The organism is Microbacterium faecale (genome assembly GCF_014640975.1).
GTDB lineage: Bacteria > Actinomycetota > Actinomycetes > Actinomycetales > Microbacteriaceae > Microbacterium > Microbacterium faecale.
Window position 1 is genome coordinate 1,427,424 of sequence record NZ_BMHO01000001.1, and the last position, 17,382, is coordinate 1,444,805.

General features: G+C 68.9%; 18 protein-coding genes. 16 read left to right on the top strand and 2 right to left on the bottom strand.

Annotation, left to right across the window (positions count from 1 at the left end):
* Positions 1-214: 214 nt before the first annotated feature.
* Together epsC and cysK are read right to left on the bottom strand one after the other, a co-directional pair.
* Positions 215-778 carry a serine O-acetyltransferase EpsC gene (epsC, locus tag IEW87_RS06785; RefSeq protein WP_188711516.1) on the bottom strand — a complete coding sequence of 188 codons (564 nt, stop codon included), beginning with the start codon at positions 776-778 and terminating at the stop codon, positions 215-217.
* A 152-nt stretch (positions 779-930) separates the two neighbouring features.
* The gene (gene cysK, locus IEW87_RS06790; RefSeq protein WP_188711517.1) at positions 931-1,866 is read right to left on the bottom strand and encodes a cysteine synthase A; all 936 of its coding nucleotides are present in this window, start codon (positions 1,864-1,866) and stop codon (positions 931-933) included.
* Positions 1,867-1,997: 131 nt separating this feature from the next.
* On the opposite strand from cysK, the gene prmC reads away from it, so the two are divergent.
* The 16 genes from prmC to IEW87_RS06870 all read left to right on the top strand — a co-directional run bounded on the left by prmC (position 1,998) and on the right by IEW87_RS06870 (position 17,379).
* On the top strand, positions 1,998-2,879 hold the full coding sequence (prmC, locus tag IEW87_RS06795; RefSeq protein ID WP_188711518.1) for a peptide chain release factor N(5)-glutamine methyltransferase: 882 nt from the start codon (positions 1,998-2,000) through the stop codon (positions 2,877-2,879).
* A 70-nt stretch (positions 2,880-2,949) separates the two neighbouring features.
* Positions 2,950-3,600 (top strand): L-threonylcarbamoyladenylate synthase, encoded by a 651-nt coding sequence (locus tag IEW87_RS06800; protein WP_188712688.1) that lies wholly within the window; start codon positions 2,950-2,952, stop codon positions 3,598-3,600.
* On the top strand, positions 3,597-4,778 hold the full coding sequence (locus IEW87_RS06805) for an MraY family glycosyltransferase (RefSeq protein WP_188711519.1): 1,182 nt from the start codon (positions 3,597-3,599) through the stop codon (positions 4,776-4,778). Before IEW87_RS06800 ends, IEW87_RS06805 begins: the two co-directional genes overlap by 4 nt.
* Positions 4,768-5,199 carry a Cg1360 family ATP-synthase-associated protein gene (locus IEW87_RS06810; RefSeq protein ID WP_188711520.1) on the top strand — a complete coding sequence of 144 codons (432 nt, stop codon included), beginning with the start codon at positions 4,768-4,770 and terminating at the stop codon, positions 5,197-5,199. The genes IEW87_RS06805 and IEW87_RS06810 overlap by 11 nt, the downstream gene beginning before the upstream one ends.
* Positions 5,200-5,252: 53 nt before the next feature.
* A complete protein-coding gene (locus IEW87_RS06815) occupies positions 5,253-5,717 on the top strand; it encodes a Cg1360 family ATP-synthase-associated protein (protein ID WP_188711521.1) in 465 nt (154 codons plus the stop codon).
* A gap of 193 nt (positions 5,718-5,910) precedes the next feature.
* The gene (gene atpB / locus IEW87_RS06820; RefSeq protein WP_188711522.1) at positions 5,911-6,687 is read left to right on the top strand and encodes a F0F1 ATP synthase subunit A; all 777 of its coding nucleotides are present in this window, start codon (positions 5,911-5,913) and stop codon (positions 6,685-6,687) included.
* Positions 6,688-6,737: 50 nt separating this feature from the next.
* Positions 6,738-6,971 carry an ATP synthase F0 subunit C gene (gene atpE / locus IEW87_RS06825; protein WP_188711523.1) on the top strand — a complete coding sequence of 78 codons (234 nt, stop codon included), beginning with the start codon at positions 6,738-6,740 and terminating at the stop codon, positions 6,969-6,971.
* Between the two features lie 29 nt (positions 6,972-7,000).
* Positions 7,001-7,552, top strand: coding sequence for a F0F1 ATP synthase subunit B (locus IEW87_RS06830; RefSeq protein WP_188711524.1), 552 nt, complete (start codon positions 7,001-7,003; stop codon positions 7,550-7,552).
* Positions 7,552-8,334 carry a F0F1 ATP synthase subunit delta gene (locus IEW87_RS06835; RefSeq protein ID WP_188711525.1) on the top strand — a complete coding sequence of 261 codons (783 nt, stop codon included), beginning with the start codon at positions 7,552-7,554 and terminating at the stop codon, positions 8,332-8,334. The genes IEW87_RS06830 and IEW87_RS06835 overlap by 1 nt, the downstream gene beginning before the upstream one ends.
* Positions 8,335-8,389: 55 nt before the next feature.
* A complete protein-coding gene (atpA, locus tag IEW87_RS06840) occupies positions 8,390-10,033 on the top strand; it encodes a F0F1 ATP synthase subunit alpha (protein WP_188711526.1) in 1,644 nt (547 codons plus the stop codon).
* Positions 10,034-10,054: 21 nt separating this feature from the next.
* Positions 10,055-10,957, top strand: coding sequence for a F0F1 ATP synthase subunit gamma (locus IEW87_RS06845; RefSeq protein WP_188711527.1), 903 nt, complete (start codon positions 10,055-10,057; stop codon positions 10,955-10,957).
* A gap of 25 nt (positions 10,958-10,982) precedes the next feature.
* Positions 10,983-12,428, top strand: coding sequence for a F0F1 ATP synthase subunit beta (gene atpD, locus IEW87_RS06850; protein ID WP_188711528.1), 1,446 nt, complete (start codon positions 10,983-10,985; stop codon positions 12,426-12,428).
* Between the two features lie 2 nt (positions 12,429-12,430).
* Positions 12,431-12,694, top strand: coding sequence for a F0F1 ATP synthase subunit epsilon (locus IEW87_RS06855; protein WP_188711529.1), 264 nt, complete (start codon positions 12,431-12,433; stop codon positions 12,692-12,694).
* 76 nt (positions 12,695-12,770) lie between these two features.
* On the top strand, positions 12,771-13,523 hold the full coding sequence (locus IEW87_RS06860) for a YaaA family protein (RefSeq protein WP_188711530.1): 753 nt from the start codon (positions 12,771-12,773) through the stop codon (positions 13,521-13,523).
* A gap of 69 nt (positions 13,524-13,592) precedes the next feature.
* On the top strand, positions 13,593-14,426 hold the full coding sequence (locus IEW87_RS06865; protein ID WP_188711531.1) for a PP2C family protein-serine/threonine phosphatase: 834 nt from the start codon (positions 13,593-13,595) through the stop codon (positions 14,424-14,426).
* A 115-nt stretch (positions 14,427-14,541) separates the two neighbouring features.
* The gene (locus tag IEW87_RS06870; protein WP_188711532.1) at positions 14,542-17,379 is read left to right on the top strand and encodes an FtsK/SpoIIIE domain-containing protein; all 2,838 of its coding nucleotides are present in this window, start codon (positions 14,542-14,544) and stop codon (positions 17,377-17,379) included.
* Positions 17,380-17,382: the final 3 nt, after the last annotated feature.

Sequence of the window (17,382 nt, forward strand, 5' to 3'; positions counted from 1 at the left end):
CTCCCCTGCTGGAGCGCCTGCGGCACTCCCGAATCTATCCCCGTGTCCGCGAGCGAAGCGAAGCGGTCACCCTCTCGGCGACGCTGGCATCGGGCCTGGCGGGAGACATCGCACCCGCGATGTCGGGGGACTGCGCCGCCGAGAGGGTGACCGCGCAGCGTCGTCTGCAACCCGAGGCTGGCAACCTAGGCCGGCACAACCCAGGCCGGCGTCGTCAGATCTGGTACTCGGGCGCCGTGAGAATGTCGCGGACGCGATCGTTGGACTGTCGCGCACGGGCCTTCGCGGGGATCCCGACGACGATGCTGTCGGCGGGCGCGTCGCGAGTCACGACGGCGTTGGCGCCGACGGCGCTGCGCGCGCCGATGTGCACGGGGCCGAGGACCTTCGCGCCGGATCCGACGACGACTCCGTCGTCGAGAGTCGGGTGCCGCTTGCCCTTGTCGAGCGTCGAACCGCCGAGGGTGACGCCGTGGTACAGCATGACGTCGTCGCCGATCTCAGCGGTCTCGCCGATGACGACGCCCATGCCGTGGTCGATGAAGAATCGGCGACCGATCGTGGCACCGGGGTGGATCTCGATACCGGTGAGCCAGCGGGTGACCTGGGAAAGGGCGCGGGCGATGAATCGCCAGCCGCGGTTCCACAGCGAGTGGCTCAGGCGGTGGGCCCAGATCGCGTGCAGTCCCGAATAGAGGACCGCGATCTCGACGGAGCCGCGGGCGGCGGGATCCCGCCGCCTCGCGGCTTCGATGTCCTCGCGGATGCCGATTCCCATAGATGAAACCAATCGAACGATGCCTGGGCTTCAGTGTGTCACGCTGAGCGGCGTGCGGGTGCTGTGGTGGCAAGGCGGAGGAGGAAGGCGCACCAACGTGCGACGACTAACGACAACGCCGTCAACGCGGCGCCCGCACGCCGCTCGGGCGCTCAGTCGCGGAGGTGCTCCCAGAGGAAGGTGGACACGTACCGCTCACCGGTGTCGGGGACGATCACGACGATGTTCTTGCCGGCGTTCTCGGGGCGCTTGGCGACCTCGACGGCTGCCCACACGGCGGCGCCGGAGGAGATGCCGGCCAGGATGCCCTCGCTCGAGGCGAGCGCGCGAGCGGTTTCGACGGACTTGTCGAGCGGCGCGGGCAGGATCTCGTCGATGACCGACCGGTCGAGGATCTCGGGCACGAAGTTCGCGCCGAGGCCCTGGATCTTGTGCGGGGCGGCCGTGCCCTCGCTGAGGAGCGGGGAGTCGACGGGCTCGACCGCGACGATCTTTGCTTCGGGCTTACGCTCGCGCAGCACCTGTCCGACACCGGTGATGGTGCCGCCCGTGCCGATGCCGGCGACGAAGATGTCGACGGCGCCGTCGGTGTCGGCGAGGATCTCCTCGGCGGTGGTCTCGCGGTGGATCGTGACGTTCGCCTCGTTCTCGAACTGGCTCGCGAGCACGGCGCCGGGGGTCTCGGAGACGATGCGTCGGGCCTCTTCGACGGCGCCGTTCATTCCCTTCGCAGGGTCGGTCTGCACGAGCTCGGCGCCGAAGGCACGCAACAGCACCTTGCGCTCGTTCGACATCGACGAGGGCATCGTGAGGATCACCTTGTAGCCGCGGGCTGCACCAACGAGTGCGAGCGCGATGCCCGTGTTGCCCGAGGTTCCCTCGACGATCGTGCCGCCGGCGGGGAGCTTGCCGGACTTCTCGGCGGCGTCGATGATCGCCACGCCGAGACGATCCTTGACGCTTGACCCGGGGTTGAAGAACTCGAGCTTGGCGTAGACGTTGGCACCGGCGCCGTCCGTCACGCGGTTGAGCTTGACGAGCGGCGTCTTTCCGAACGCACTCGAGATGTCGTTGTGGATCGCAGCCATGATGATGCCTTTCGCGTCTGATCGGGTGGGGCCGCGGGGCGCAGGCCTCGCATGCCTGTGCCCCAGCCTAAAGGGATGCGCCGTGGCGGCGGCGTGTGTGACGGAGGATTTCACACGTAGGCTCGAGTGCCGTGACGACGAACGAGGAAGCCGTTCCGCTGGCCGACGCGCTGCGCGGCGCGGCGGATGTCCTGCAGTCAGCCGGGGTGCCGGACCCCGTCGTGGACGCCGAACTGCTGATCGCGTACGTGCTCGGTCCGGACGTCTCGCGCGGCGAGGTGCGTGCCGCCCTGTTCCGCGGTGACCGGTTGTCGAGCGCACAACATCAGGGCCTCCGCGCCGCGCTCGTGCGCCGGGCAGGACGCGAGCCGTTGCAGCACATCACCGGTTTGGCGCCGTTCCGGCACCTCACGCTCCGGGTCGGGCCGGGAGTCTTCGTGCCGCGACCGGAGACGGAGACGGTCGCGCAGTTGGCGATCGACGCGCTGCGCGCGGTCGCGGATCCGGCCCCTATCGCGGTCGATCTCGGCGCCGGATCGGGCGCGATCGCGCTCGCGATGGCGACCGAGGTCCCGCATGCGCGGGTGCACGCCGTCGAGAAGTCGGCCGATGCGCTGGCGTGGACGCGGCGGAACGTCGATGCGATCGCCCCCGAGGTCGATCTGCGTCACGGCGACCTCGCAGACGCCTTCGACGACCTCGACGGTCGGGTGTCGGTTGTGGCGTCGAACCCGCCGTACATCCCGACCGGCGCCGTGCCCCGCGATGACGAAGTGCGCCTGCACGATCCGGAGCTTGCGCTCTACGGAGGCGGCGACGGCCTGGACGTCGTGCGCGTGATCAGCACCGTCGGCCTGCGCCTCGCGCGCTCGGGCGGCGTCATCGTCCTCGAGCACGGGGAGGAGCAGGGGCCAGCGATCCGCGAGCTCCTCACCGCGGACGGCTGGCTCGGTGCCTCGACCCACCCCGACCTGACCACGCGGGATCGCGCGACCACGGCCCTGCGTCCGTGAGGCCTCAGGCCTGATCCGTAGACTCGAGGCCGTGAATCCCCCCGTCTTCGACTGCCGCGACCGCGAGCAGATGCTCAGCGGCATGCGTCACGCCCGCCAGGCGATCGCGCGCGGCGACGTGATCGTGATGCCGACCGACACGGTCTACGGCGTGGCCGCCGACGCGTTCGACGCGGCGGCCGTGCAGAAGCTGCTCGAGGCGAAGGGGCGCAGTCGCCAACAGCCGCCGCCCGTGCTCGTCGGTTCGGTCGACGCCCTGCACGCCCTCGTCGAGAGCATGCCGCCGGAGGTCGAGCGGCTTGTCGAGCGGTTCTGGCCCGGTGGCCTCACGATCGTGCTCCCCGCGCAGCCGTCGCTGACCTGGGATCTCGGCGAGACGGCCGGGACCGTCGCGGTGCGCCAGCCGGATAACCCCATCGCGCTGGAGCTCCTCGCCGAGACGGGGCCGCTCGCGGTCTCGAGTGCGAACCTCACGGGGAAGGCCGCCGCCGTCGACGTCGAAACGGCGCGGCGGATGCTCGGCTCGACCATCGCCGTCTATCTCGACGACGGTCCGGTGTCGACCGGCGTGGCCTCGACGATCATCGACGCGACGTCGCTCGCGGGTGGGCGCGGCGAGCCCGCAGTGCGGATCCTCCGCGACGGGGCCGTCTCCCGGGAGGAGCTGCGCGAGGAGCTCGGCGATCTGCTCGACATCGACGACGAGGAACCGCGTCGGTGAAGCTCTATCTCCTGACGGCACTCATCACAGCGGCGCTCACCTTCGCGCTGTCGTGGGCGGTGTGGCGCATCGCGCTGCGGTACAAGCTGTACCCGGCCGTGCGTGAACGAGACGTGCACCGACGGCCCACGCCGCGCCTCGGTGGCGTGGCGATGTTCCTCGGGATCGTGGCGGCGTTCCTCATCTCGCGGGCCTTCGAATTCTTCGACATCATCTGGATCGAGCCGCGCGTCGTCTGGTCCGTGCTCGGAGCCACGGTCGTCATCGCGCTCATCGGACTGGCTGATGACCTCTGGGATCTCGACTGGTTCATCAAGCTCGGCGCGCAGTTCCTCGCAGCCGGCATCGTCGCGATCGGGGGAGGCGTGCAGATATACGCCCTCCCGATCGGCGGGATCGCGGTGTGGTCAAGCTCCGTCAGCATCATCCTGACGATGTTCGCGATCGTCATCGTCATGAACGCCGTCAACTTCATCGACGGGCTCGACGGTCTTGTTGCGGGCGTCTGCCTCATCGCCAACGGCGTCTTCTTCATCTACTCCTACATCCTCGTGCGGGACGCGGGCGCCACGACGTATGCGAACCTCGGCACCTTCATCGCGGCGGTCGTGATCGGCGCGTGCGCGGGCTTCTTGCCGATCAACTGGAACCCCGCGAAGATGTTCATGGGCGACACCGGCGCCCTTGTGATCGGCCTGCTCATGGCCACGAGCGGCATCGCAATCACGGGGCAGATTCAGCCGGCCGCACTCGACCCGGACGTCACGGGCCGATCGCAGATTCTCGGCACGCTGATCCCGGTGATCCTGCCGCTCATCGTCGTGCTGCTGCCGTTGCTCGATTTCGGGCTGGCCGTGATCCGCCGCATGAGCAGGGGCAAGTCTCCCTTCTCACCGGATCGCGAGCACCTGCACCACCGCATGCTCGACATGGGGCACTCTGACCGCGCCGCGACGCTCATCTTCTACGCCTGGACCGCGATCGCGTCGCTCACGGTGCTGCTGATGTACATCTTCACGGGCGAGGACTGGTTCGGCGGCCACTGGTTCGGCGAATACTGGCTCGCCGTCGCGTACGGCGTGATCGGCATCGCGGCGTGCCTCGTGCTCGCCCTCGTGCCGTCCCGCACGGCGCGCCGTTCGGACGCTGCGGGGGAGGAGGACGCTCATGTTGGGTGATCTTCCTGTCGACCGCATCAGCGCCGTCAGCGCCATCGTGTGGGCTGCCGTGGGACTCGTCGCGTGCGCCGTGGCATGGCCGCTGGTGGGTGTCCCCGGCCTCGGCAGCGCCGCGACCGGGGCAGGGGCGGGGATCCTCTTCCCGATCCTCACGGTCGTCACGGTCTTCGTCGTCACCCGGCGTCGCGACTCGACCCGATACGCCGCGATCGCTTTCTTCGCGTTCCTCGGCGGCTTCGTGATCAAGGTCGCCGTGTTCCTCGTCGCACTGACGCTGCTGGTGCAGCTCGCCGAGATCCACCCCGGCACGCTGTACGGCGCGCTGACGGCGACGGCAGTGGCATCTCTCGTGGTCGATCTCATCGTCGTCAACGGCATCCGGGTCCCCGGCGACCGGGGAGTTCAAAGCGGCCGCAGGTAATCTCGTCAGAGCGCGCATCGCGTGTGACCCTTCCGCGACCTCAGGAGAACGCCGTGGCACCCTCGCCCGTTTCGAGTAATCCGATCATGCGCAACGTGCTCCTGTGGAGCGCCGTCATGAGTGCTGCGGTGCTCGTGGTCGCCGCGATCATCGGCGCCTTCGTCGGCGGATCCGCGGGGGCCGGAAGCGGCGTGCTCGGCTCGGTGATCGGGTTCGTGTTCCCGGCGCTCACCGCGGCGACGATCCTCTTCGCCAACCGGTGGTTCGGCACGCCGAACTACCTCGTGATCTTCTTCGGCGTCTTCATGGGCGTCTTCCTCGTGAAGGTGCTCGCGCTCATCATCGCGCTGAACGTCGTCTTCGGCCTTGACTGGGTGGTGCCCGGGGTGCTCTACGGGGCGCTGATCGCCACGGCTCTCGGATCGGTCATCGTCGACGTGGCGGTGATCGCGAAGATGCGGATCCCGGCCGTGAGCGACATCGAGCTGCCGGGTGATAACGAGGATCCGACTCCGTGAGCACGGCGGATTTCTACAGCGTGTCAAAGCACGGTTCAGTCTTTGATAGTCTGAACGAGGTCTTCCGTCGGATGCCGGCACGGCGAAGCGTCGGCCCGCAGAAGATCGCCCCACTCCCACCGCACACCCGCAGGCACCGTTCTGCGCGAGAAGCAGGAGCCACGCGTTGACTCAGGCGAGAACGATCGCACCGATGGCCGATGAGGTCGAGTTCCACCCGCCGTCCATCGGCGACTTCTTCCCGGGAGCAATCCTCTTCGAGGGCACGCCCTTCGAATTCACGCGTATCAACCTCGTTCAGGTCATCGCGACGGTGTTGCTCGTGCTGTTCATGGTGCTCGGCACGCGCCGGATGACGGTCGTCCCGGGGCGCTTCCAGCAGATCGTCGAGTTCGGCTTCGGATTCGTGCGGGAGCAGATCGCCTACCAGGTGATCGGCAAGCGCGAGGGCAAGGGATTCGTCCCGCTGCTGTCGGTGCTGTTCTTCGGGATCTTCTTCTTCAACATCATGGGCGTGATCCCCGGCACGAACATCCAGGGCACGAGCGTCATCGGCGTGCCCCTTCTGCTGGCCGTCGTCGCCTACATCGCGTTCATCTCGGCGGGTATCCGCAAGCAGGGCGTCGGCAAGTTCATGAAGAACTCGCTCGTGCCGAGCGGCGTGCCCGTGTATCTCATCCCGGTCATCGCGGTCATCGAGTTCATCTCGACCTTCATCTTCCGTCCGGTATCGCTGACGCTGCGACTGCTGTTGAACATGATGGTCGGCCACCTCATGCTCGTGCTGTTCTTCGCCGCGACGCACTTCTTCCTGCTCAGCTTCAACTGGCTGACCTTCCTCGCGCCCGGTGCGCTGGCGTTCGGCTTCGCCTTCACGCTCTTCGAAATCTTCGTCGCCTTCCTGCAGGCGTACGTCTTCACCATCCTGACCGCCGTCTACATCCAGCTTGCGGTTGCAGACGAACACTGATTGCCGACAGATAGTCGACCGGCTATCTGCCATATGAAAGGAAACACCTAGTGGACGCTACGACGGTTCTCGCGGAAATCTCCGGAAACATCGCGACCATCGGTTACGGCCTCGCCGCCATCGGCCCCGCCATCGGTCTGGGCATCGTGGTCGGCAAGACCATCGAGTCGACGGCTCGCCAGCCTGAGCTCGCCGGCCGCCTCCAGACGCTGATGTTCATCGGTGTCGCATTCATCGAGATCCTTGCCTTCATCGGCATCGCGACGCCCTTCATCTTCGGTTGACCTACCCGCCTCACAGATAAGGAGACAGGATGCTTAACGCTCTTGTCACAGTCGCGGCGGAAGAGGGGGACCAGAACCTGCTGCTCCCCGCCGCGTACGACATCATCTGGTCCGCGGTCTGCTTCGTCATCATCGCGTTAGTGATCATCTTGATCGCGCTGCCGCGCCTCAACAAGGTGCTCGACGCGCGGTCCGCCGCGATCGAGGGCAACATCGAGAAGGCCGACGAGGCACAGCGCCAGGCGGAAGCCGCGCTGGTCGAGTACACGCAGCAGCTGGCGGACGCACGTCGCGAGGCGGGCGAGATCCGCGAGGGCGCGCGTGCCGATGGCAAGAAGATCGTCGACGAGGCACGCAGCACCGCGGTGGCGGAAGCCGATCGCATCGCCGCGTCGGCCCAGACGCAGATCGAGGCGGAGCGCCAGTCGGCGATGGTCTCGCTGCGTCAGGACGTCGGTTCGATCGCTCTGGACCTGGCGGGCAACGTCATCGGCGAGACGATGAACGAGGACGCGAAGGCCCGGGCCGTCGTGGACCGTTTCCTCGCCGACCTCGAGGCTTCTGAGAAGGCGGCCAAGTAATGGGCAGCGCGACGACTCAGGCTCTGACGGCGAGTGCCGCGGCGCTCGCGTCGGCTCAGGTCGATCTCGGCACTGCGCGTGAGCTGTTCGCAGCCGCGCGTGCGGCCGGAGAGTCGTCCGCACTGAGCGGCGCGCTCGCCGATCACACTGCTGCCGCCGATGCACGGTCGGCGCTCGTGGGTACGGTCTTCGGATCGTTCTCGACCGCCACGCAGGGGATCCTCCAGACGGTCGCCGAACAGCGGTGGTCGTCGTCGGCGGACCTCGTCTCCGGCATCGAGGAGATCGCCATCCGCGCCGTCGCCCAGAGCGACAGCTCGGACGTCGAGGGCGAGCTGTTCCAGCTCACCCGCATCATCGCGGGCAACCCGGAGCTCGAGCTGGCGCTCGGGTCGCGTCTCGGTGACGCGTCGAAGAAGGGCGAGCTCATCGAGCGGATCCTCGACGCGCAGGTCAGTGAGGGCACCCTCCTCGTCGCGACCAGCATCGTGCAGCAGCCCGGTGATCGTCGGATCCGCACGGCGCTGCACCACGCGATCTCGGTCGTCGCAGCGGAGCGCGGTCTCACCGTCGCGACCGTGCACGTCGCGACGCCGCTCAGCGACGCGCAGGCTGACCGCCTCGCCGACGCGCTCTCTCGCTCCTACGGCACCCGCGTTTCGATCAATCAGGTCGTTGACCGGGACGTCGTGGGCGGCATCCGTGTGCAGATCGCCGACGACGTGATCGACGGCAGCATCTCGTCCCGCCTCGCCGATCTCCGGTCGAGGCTCGCAGGCTGAACGCTCCCCTAGAGGAGCACTCGGGCTCGACAGGCCCGCACAACGAAGGAAGACAATGGCAGACATCACCATCAGCCCCGACGTCATCCGTGACGCGCTGAAGGACTTCGTCTCCGCCTACGAGCCCACCGGTTCTGGCGCGAGCGAGGTCGGCACCGTCATGGACGCGGCCGACGGCATCGCTCACGTCGACGGACTCCCCGGCGTCATGGCGAATGAGCTCATCCGATTCGAGGACGGCACGCTCGGCCTCGCACAGAACCTCGACGAGCACTCGATCGGTGTCGTCGTGCTGGGCGAGTTCGCCGGCATCGAGCAGGGACAGCAGGTCACCCGTACGGGCAAGGTCCTGTCCGTTCCGGTGGGCGAGGGCTACCTCGGCCGCGTGGTCGACCCGCTCGGCGTCCCCGTCGACGGACTCGGCGACATCACCGGCATCGAGGGCGAGCGCGAGCTCGAGCTCCAGGCCGCCGGCGTGATGGACCGCAAGAGCGTGCACGAGCCGATGCAGACCGGCATCAAGGCCATCGACTCGATGATCCCTGTCGGTCGTGGCCAGCGCCAGCTCATCATCGGCGACCGCCAGACCGGTAAGACGGCTCTCGCGATTGACACGATCATCAACCAGAAGGACAACTGGGAGTCGGGCGACACCAACAAGCAGGTGCGCTGCATCTACGTTGCGGTCGGACAGAAGGGCTCGACGATCGCGTCGGTCAAGGGCGCGCTCGAAGAAGCGGGCGCCATGGAGTACACGACGATCGTCGCGGCTCCGGCCTCCGACCCGGCCGGCTTCAAGTACCTCGCCCCGTACACCGGCTCGGCCATCGGTCAGCACTGGATGTACCAGGGCAAGCACGTCCTGATCGTCTTCGATGACCTCACCAAGCAGGCCGAGGCCTACCGTGCGGTGTCGCTGCTGCTGCGTCGTCCGCCGGGGCGCGAGGCCTACCCGGGCGACGTCTTCTACCTGCACTCGCGTCTGCTCGAGCGTTGCGCGAAGCTCTCCGACGCGCTCGGCGCGGGTTCGATGACGGGTCTGCCGATCATCGAGACCAAGGCGAACGATGTCTCGGCCTACGTTCCGACCAACGTGATCTCGATCACCGACGGTCAGATCTTCCTCCAGTCCGACCTGTTCAACTCGAACCAGCGCCCCGCGGTCGACGTGGGTATCTCGGTCTCGCGAGTCGGCGGTGACGCGCAGCTCAAGCACGTCAAGAAGGTCTCCGGAACGCTCAAGCTCGAGCTCGCGCAGTACCGCTCGCTGCAGGCATTCGCGATGTTCGCCTCCGACCTCGACGCGGCCTCGCGCCGCCAGCTCGAGCGCGGTGCGCGCCTGACCGAGCTGCTCAAGCAGCCGCAGTACGCGCCGTACTCGGCCGAGGAGCAGGTCGTCTCGATCTGGGCCGGCACGAACGGCAAGCTCGACCAGATCGAGGTCGAGGATGTGCTGCGCTTCGAGAGCGAGATGCTCGACTACGTGCGCCGCAACACCGACGTGCTCGATCGACTCCGCGACTCCGGCAAGCTCGAGGACGACGTCCTCGAGGCGATGGAGAAGGCCGTCGACACGTTCGTCCTCGAGTTCCAGCAGGGCGATGGCAAGGGCATCGGTGCTCCCGGCAACGAGCAGCACGATGCCGCGCAGGATGACGAGATCGGCCAGGAGCGGATCGTCAAGGGCCGCAAGGCGTAACGCCCGTAAGGGAGACGCATCATGGGCGCACAACTCAGGGAGTACAAGCAGAAGATCTCTTCTGCTCAGACCACGAAGAAGATCACGAAGGCGATGGAGCTCATCGCGGCTTCGCGGATCCAGAAGGCGATGGCGCGCGTGCGCGCGTCCTCGCCCTTCTCCCGCGCGGTCACGAGGGCCGTCTCCGCGGTCGCGACGCACACGACGATCGACCACGTGCTGACGCGCGAGGCGGAGAACCCGACCCGGTCGGCCGTCCTGCTGCTCACGAGCGACCGCGGCCTTGCCGGCGCGTTCAACTCGCAGGTCATCAAGGAAGCACTCGAGCTCGCCGAGCACCTGCGCGAGGAGGGCAAGGAGGTCGTCTTCTACCTCTTCGGGCGCAAGGCGGTCGGATACTTCCAGTTCCGGCAGATGGCGGCGGCCGACGAGTGGATCGGCGAAGCCGACACTCCGACCTTCGAGACGGCGAAGCAGATGTCCGACGCACTCATCGCGGCGTACGAGCTCGACGCAGCGGAGGACGGGGTCGACGAGATCCACGTCGTCTACAACCGCTTCGTCAGCATGATGACCCAGGAGCCGGAGTCGGTTCGCCTGCTGCCGCTCGAGGTCGTCGAGTCGGACGAGGCGGGAGACGTGCCGGCATCGGCTGAGACGTACCCGCTCTATGAGTTCGAGCCCGAGGCGTCGGAGGTGCTCGACGCGCTTCTGCCCGTCTACATCCAGAGCCGCATCTTCAACGCACTGCTGCAGTCGGCGGCGGCGAAGCAGGCGGCGACGCAGAAGGCGATGAAGTCGGCGTCGGACAACGCCGACAAGCTCATCACCGACTACACCCGCCTGCGCAACAACGCGCGTCAGGCCGAGATCACGCAGCAGATCGCCGAGATCGTCGGCGGCGCGGACGCGCTGGCGTCCTAGGACCCACAGGAAAGAGACGAAATTCATGACCACTACGGTTGACCCAAGCGTCGCGGTCGTCGGGCGAGTTGCCCGCGTCACGGGCCCGGTTGTCGACGTCGAGTTCCCCCACGACTCGCTGCCGACGATCTACAACGCGCTGAAGACCACGATCACGATGGGCGAGAACAGCACCGAGATCACGCTCGAGGTCGCTCAGCACCTCGGCGACGACATGGTGCGCGCCATCTCCCTCAAGCCCACGGACGGCATGGTCCGCGGCCAGGAGGTGCGTGACACCGGCGAGGCTATCTCGGTCCCGGTGGGCGACATCACCAAGGGCAAGGTCTTCAATGTGACGGGCGACGTCCTGAACCTCGGCGAGGGCGAGACGCTCGAGGTCACGGAGCGCTGGCCCATCCACCGCAAGGCGCCGAACTTCGACCAGCTCGAGTCGAAGACGGCGATGTTCGAGACCGGCATCAAGTCGATCGACCTCCTCACGCCGTACGTGCAGGGTGGCAAGATCGGCCTGTTCGGCGGCGCGGGCGTCGGCAAGACCGTCCTCATCCAGGAGATGATCCAGCGCGTCGCGCAGGACCACGGCGGTGTGTCGGTGTTCGCCGGTGTCGGCGAGCGCACCCGTGAGGGCAACGACCTCATCGACGAGATGGACGAGGCGGGTGTCTTCGACAAGACGGCCCTCGTCTTCGGCCAGATGGACGAGCCGCCCGGGACGCGTCTGCGCGTCGCGCTGTCGGCGCTGACGATGGCGGAGTACTTCCGCGACGTCAAGAAGCAGGACGTGCTGCTGTTCATCGACAACATCTTCCGCTTCACGCAGGCCGGTTCCGAGGTGTCGACCCTGCTGGGCCGGATGCCCTCGGCCGTGGGCTACCAGCCGAACCTCGCGGACGAGATGGGCGTGCTCCAGGAGCGCATCACGTCGACGCGCGGCCACTCGATCACCTCGATGCAGGCGATCTACGTCCCCGCCGACGACTACACCGACCCCGCTCCGGCCACGACGTTCGCTCACCTCGACGCCACGACGGAACTGTCGCGTGAGATCGCGTCGCGCGGTCTGTATCCCGCGATCGATCCGCTCACCTCGACGAGCCGCATCATGGACCCCCGCTACCTCGGCGAGGACCACTACCGCGTGGCGACGAGCGTGAAGCAGATCCTGCAGAAGAACAAGGAGCTGCAGGAGATCATCGCGATTCTCGGTGTCGACGAGCTCTCCGAAGAGGACAAGATCGTCGTGGCGCGTGCGCGCCGCATCGAGCAGTTCCTCTCGCAGAACACCTACATGGCGAAGAAGTTCACCAACGTCGAGGGCTCCACGGTTGCGCTCAAGGACACGATCGAGTCGTTCGACGCGATCGTCAAGGGCGAGTTCGACCACGTCGCGGAGCAGGCGTTCTTCAACGTCGGCGGCATCGGCGATGTCGAGGAGAACTGGGCACGGATCCAGCGGGAGAACGGCTGATCATGGCGCTGCAGGTCAACCTCGTCTCGGCCGAGGCCGAGATCTGGTCCGGCGAAGCGAGCCTCGTCGTGGCGAAGACCGTCGAGGGCGAGATCGGCTTCATGGCCGGCCACGAGCCCACGCTCGCGGTCCTCGCCGACGGCCAGGTCCGTATCACGCAGGCTGACGGCACCAAGGTGATCGCCGACGCGAGCGATGGATTCGTCTCGATGGAGGTCGGTGACACGATCAACGTCGTGGCGGGACAGGCGCAGCTCGTCTCCTGATTCGCACGTCGTACGGGCGGGGCGAGGGTCTACGGATCCCGCCCCGCTCGTCGCGTGTGGACAGAGCGTTTCTCCCATGCTCATCCTCCTTCCTCCCTCCGAGACGAAGCACCCCGGCGGATCCGGCCGGCCGCTCGACGTCGACGCGCTCGCATTCTCGTCGCTCGCCCCGCAGCGACGCGCGACGGTTGCCGCTCTCGCCGATCTCGCGGCGGATCCGGCGGCATCCCGACGCGCGCTGAAGCTGTCGGAACGGCAGCTCGGCGAGATCGACGTGAATCGTCGCATCGCTGAATCCGGCACGATGCCCGCCGTCGACCGCTTCACGGGCGTCCTCTACGACGCCCTCGACGCGCCGTTGCTCCCGGATCGGGCGCGCGCCTGGCTCGGGGAGAACGTCGCGATCCAGACCGCGCTGCTCGGACCCGTCGGTGCGCTCGATGCGATTCCCGCGTTCCGCCTCGCAGCGGGCCACCGGATCCCGGCCCTGCCGCCCGTGAAGCGCCTCTGGGCCGACGCCACGACACGCGCGTTCGCGGACCACGGCGGATCCGTGCTCGATCTGCGTTCCGAGGCGTACCGCGCGCTCGGGCCGGCACCCGACGAATCCGATCATGTGTATGTCCGCGTCGTGACCGAGAGCGACGACGGTGCAGTGCGCGCGCTCAACCACTTCAACAAGCGCGCGAAGGGCCTCTTCGTGCGGGCTCTCGCGCTCGCGGCCCCTGCGCTCTCCTCGACGGGCGACGTCGCGGAATGGGCTCGGTCGGCGGGCTTCCGCATGCGCTCATCGGATGCGCACGAGATGCTGCTCGTCGCGCCCGATTGACGCGCTCTTCTCCGCGCTTCCCCATAGACTGGACTGCAATTGCAGGCACATCGAAGGAGACCCGGCCCCGTGCCCGACGAATCTGTTCCCGCCGCGCCGCAGCGGCCCGAGACGCACAGTCGCGACGTCTCGCTCGCAAGCGGCGCGACGCTGGCGCTGCGGTGGGCCGGGCTGACCGACGCCGGACGCAAGCGCGACAACAATCAGGACTCCTATCTCGTACGGTATCCGCTGTTCGTCGTGGCCGACGGAATGGGCGGGCACGTGGGCGGCGAGATTGCGAGCCAGAGCGTCGTCGCCCGCCTCGACACGCTCGCCGAGACCGGCACCATCACGCCCCAGGGCATCGATGAGTCCCTCGCCGAGGCCGTGCGCGACATCACCTCGCATCCGGAGGCCACGGACGAGGGCACGGGCACCACGCTCACCGGCATCTACATCGACGAGGTCGATGGCGCGTTCTCGATCGTCGCGCTCAACATCGGCGACTCGCGCGTCTATCTCCAGCGCGGCGACCAGCTGATGCAGGTCACGACCGACCACTCGCTCGTCCAAGAACTCGTCGCCGCGGGCCGGCTCAGTGAGGAAGAGGCGGAGACGCACCCCTACAGCAACGTCATCACGCGCGCCGTCGGTCCGACCGAGGAAGTCTCGCCCGACTACGTCCGCATCGACGTGCAGGCGGGAGACCGGTACGTCATCTGCTCCGACGGTCTCACGAAGGAGCTCACCGACTACGGGATCCTGCACTTCCTGCACGAGCGTGAGGATCCGTCGGACGCCGCGACCGCGATGCTGGAGGCCGCGCTCGAGAACGGCGGTCGCGACAACATCTCGATCATCGTCCTCGACCTCCTCGACGCGGCCGGACCGGCCGACGCGGAAGCCGCCTCGGCCGAGTGAGCGGCGTGTCGGGCGGCTGAGTCGGCGCGTCCACACCCTGAGTGAAGGCGCGAGTTGTTCACATTCGCGCGCTGAACGCCGCGCGTTCGCGCGCAAGGGCGCTTCGATGGTCGGCATGACGTTCGCACCCGCGGAGACCTCTGTCGCACCGGCCTCGCGTCGTCTGGCCGAGCCGCTCGAGCTGCCGGACCTGCCGGACCCGCCCTCGCGGCGACCTTTCCCGATCGCCGCCTCGATCGTTCCCGTCGTCGGGGCACTGGTGATGTGGCGCGTGACCGGCTCGATCTTCATGCTTTGGTTCGCGGCACTCGGACCGTTCATGGCGGTCGCGTCGCTCCTCGACGGCGCTCGCGCCGCCCGCCGTGCGCGCCGCCGGGCCGAGCGTGAGCTGCGGGCGGCGTGCGAACGAATCCGCGTCGATGTCGAGCGCCGGCACGACGAGGAACGCCGCCTGCGATCCGCGGCCGCACCGGACGTCGCCCGGTGCGCACGGCACGAGGGCTGGCTGTGGCGGCGTCGCGGCCCGCTCGTCGTCGGATCCGGCACGACCGACAGCGTCGTTGCTGTCGCGGGCGGCGAGGGGCCCGACGCGGAACGGGTCCGCCACGCCGCCGCGGTGCTCTCGGGCGCCCCCGTGACGGTCGCGTGGGAGCACGGGCTGTGCGTGCGAGGCGACGACGTCGTCGGTCGGGCCGTCGTGCGCGCGCTCACTCTCCAACTGCTGCTGCGGCACCCGCCCTCGGCGGTGCGACTGATCGGGGCTCCGCTCGGAGAGGATTGGGCCGACCGAGTGGCGCACGCGGCGCCGGAGGTCGCGCCCGATGGAGAGCGGGTGGCCGTGATCCGCGCGGGGGAGGCCGTTCCCGCCGCGGCAACGGTCGTCATCGCCCTCGCGCTGCCGGGGGAGCCCATCCCGCACGAATGCGCCGCGCTCATCGACGTGGATGCCGGCCTCGACGGGCGACTCGTCGCGGACGCCGGCGATGTCGAGCTCGAGCTCGAGGCGGTGTCGCTCGCGCAGGCGCGAGATCTGGCGGTGCGGCTGCGCGGCGCGGAGTCGCGTGACGCGGTCGTCCTGCCGGACGGCCCGATCCCCGTCGCCCACGTGATCGACCGCGACGCCGACGGCTCGGATGCGCCGCGCGCGGGAGCGGGGCTCCGGGCGGTCGTCGGGCTCGGTGAGCAGGTGGGCGACCGCGTGCCGCCGCTCGTGGCGATCGACCTCGTGGCGGATGGACCGCATGCCGTGGTGGTCGGGACGACCGGCGCGGGCAAGAGCGAGCTGCTGACGACCTGGATCGCCGCACTCGCGGCGGCGCACTCGCCGTCGGCGGTCGTCTTCCTCCTCGGCGACTTCAAGGGCGGCACGGCGTTCGACCACCTTCGCGATCTGCCCCACGTGACGGGCGTCCTCACCGACCTCGACGGTGCGGGCGCGCGGCGCGCGGTGGAGGGGCTCCGTGCCGAGATCCGCCGCCGTGAGCGCGTCATCGCCGCGGCGGGCGCACGCGACGCCGGGGACGAGCAGGTCGGCCTCGCGCGGCTCGTCATCGTCATCGACGAGTTCGCCGCCCTCCTGCAGGAGGCGCCCGACCTGCACGCCGTATTCACCGACGTCGCGGCCCGCGGGCGGGCCCTGGGAATGCATCTCGTGCTCGGCACGCAGCGCGCGTCGGGCATCCTCCGTGACGCGCTGCTCGCGAACAGTCCGCTGCGTATCGCTCTCCGCGTCGCGGAGGACAGGGAGAGCGCCCAGCTCGTCGGCACCGACCGGGCCGCGCGGATCCCCGGTGGCGCACGCCACCGCGGGGTCGGGTACGTGCGTCGCGCCGGCGACGACGCGGCACAGCTCGCGCGGTTCGCTCTGACGCGTGCCGACGACATCCGCGGAGCCGCGCACCGTCACGACGGCTCGCCGCGCGCTCATGGGCCGCTGTTGCCGCCCCTGCCGCGGCGCTGGCGACCGGACCACGCCACGCGGTCCGATGGCGCGATCGTGCTCGGGCTCTGCGACGATCCCGCCGAGCAGCAGCAACGCGAGGCGATGCTCGTTCCGGGCCGTGACCGCGGCCTCCTCGTCATCGGCGGCGCCGCGAGCGGCAAGACGTCCCTCGCGCGCTGGATCGCGCAGGCCGCGCAGGCGAGCGGATCGCGGGTCGATACGGTGCCGCGCGACACCGAGGGTGCCTGGGACGCGCTGGAGCGTGCGGAAGCGGATCCGCCCGAGCTGTTCGTCGTCGACGACGCCGACGCGCTGCTGTCGCGATTCCCACCCGACTACGCGCAGGCCGCGGCCGAACGCCTCGACGCGATCGTGCGCGACGCCGGTGAGACCGGCACGACGATCGTGCTGACGGTCGCGCGGCTCGCGGGCGCGATCGGGCGCATCGCCGACGTGCTGCCGCGGCGCGTCGTGCTTGCGCTCGCGACCGTCCACGAGCACACCGCGGCGGGTGCCAGCCGCGAGGCGTTCGACGCCGCGCGACCGCCTGGTCGGGCGGCGCTCGACGGCCTCGAGACGCAGCTCGCGCTCCCGCCGGAGGCGACCGAACGCAGCGCCGACCCGCCGCCGACCGCGCGCTGGCACCCGACCGCCGAGGTGACCGGTCTCGTGCTTCGCGCTCCCGCGCACCGCGCACGGTCTCTCCGTGAAGCTTGGCAGGAGACCGCCGCGGTTGTCACGCTCGAGGAGGTGCCGCCGGGTGCCGACCTCGACCGGCTGGCGGACGGGAAGCCGCTCGCGCTCGTCGGCGACGGCGATGCCTGGCAACGGCAGTACGCGCTGCTCCAACAGGTGCGCTCGGCGGGGGAGATGGTCGTCGGATCCGACTGCGCCGCCGAGCTGCGCACCCTCGTGGGCGAGCGCGACCTGCCGCCCTACGCTCGCCCGCGCGCGGCGCGCGCCTGGCTCGTGGCGCCCGGGCGAGCGGCGAAGCGGGTCGTGCTGCCGTGACCG

What these genes read in the sequence shown, in the direction of transcription:
- epsC (WP_188711516.1), bottom strand. Translation starts at nt 778, where the DNA reads ATGGGAATCGGCATCCGCGAGGACATCGAAGCCGCGAGGCGGCGGGAT.
- cysK (WP_188711517.1), bottom strand. Translation starts at nt 1,866, where the DNA reads ATGGCTGCGATCCACAACGACATCTCGAGTGCGTTCGGAAAGACGCCG.
- IEW87_RS06800 (WP_188712688.1), top strand. Translation starts at nt 2,950, where the DNA reads ATGCTCAGCGGCATGCGTCACGCCCGCCAGGCGATCGCGCGCGGCGAC.
- IEW87_RS06810 (WP_188711520.1), top strand. Translation starts at nt 4,768, where the DNA reads ATGTTGGGTGATCTTCCTGTCGACCGCATCAGCGCCGTCAGCGCCATC.
- atpB (WP_188711522.1), top strand. Translation starts at nt 5,911, where the DNA reads ATGGCCGATGAGGTCGAGTTCCACCCGCCGTCCATCGGCGACTTCTTC.
- IEW87_RS06830 (WP_188711524.1), top strand. Translation starts at nt 7,001, where the DNA reads ATGCTTAACGCTCTTGTCACAGTCGCGGCGGAAGAGGGGGACCAGAAC.
- IEW87_RS06835 (WP_188711525.1), top strand. Translation starts at nt 7,552, where the DNA reads ATGGGCAGCGCGACGACTCAGGCTCTGACGGCGAGTGCCGCGGCGCTC.
- atpA (WP_188711526.1), top strand. Translation starts at nt 8,390, where the DNA reads ATGGCAGACATCACCATCAGCCCCGACGTCATCCGTGACGCGCTGAAG.
- IEW87_RS06845 (WP_188711527.1), top strand. Translation starts at nt 10,055, where the DNA reads ATGGGCGCACAACTCAGGGAGTACAAGCAGAAGATCTCTTCTGCTCAG.
- atpD (WP_188711528.1), top strand. Translation starts at nt 10,983, where the DNA reads ATGACCACTACGGTTGACCCAAGCGTCGCGGTCGTCGGGCGAGTTGCC.
- IEW87_RS06855 (WP_188711529.1), top strand. Translation starts at nt 12,431, where the DNA reads ATGGCGCTGCAGGTCAACCTCGTCTCGGCCGAGGCCGAGATCTGGTCC.
- IEW87_RS06860 (WP_188711530.1), top strand. Translation starts at nt 12,771, where the DNA reads ATGCTCATCCTCCTTCCTCCCTCCGAGACGAAGCACCCCGGCGGATCC.
- IEW87_RS06870 (WP_188711532.1), top strand. Translation starts at nt 14,542, where the DNA reads ATGACGTTCGCACCCGCGGAGACCTCTGTCGCACCGGCCTCGCGTCGT.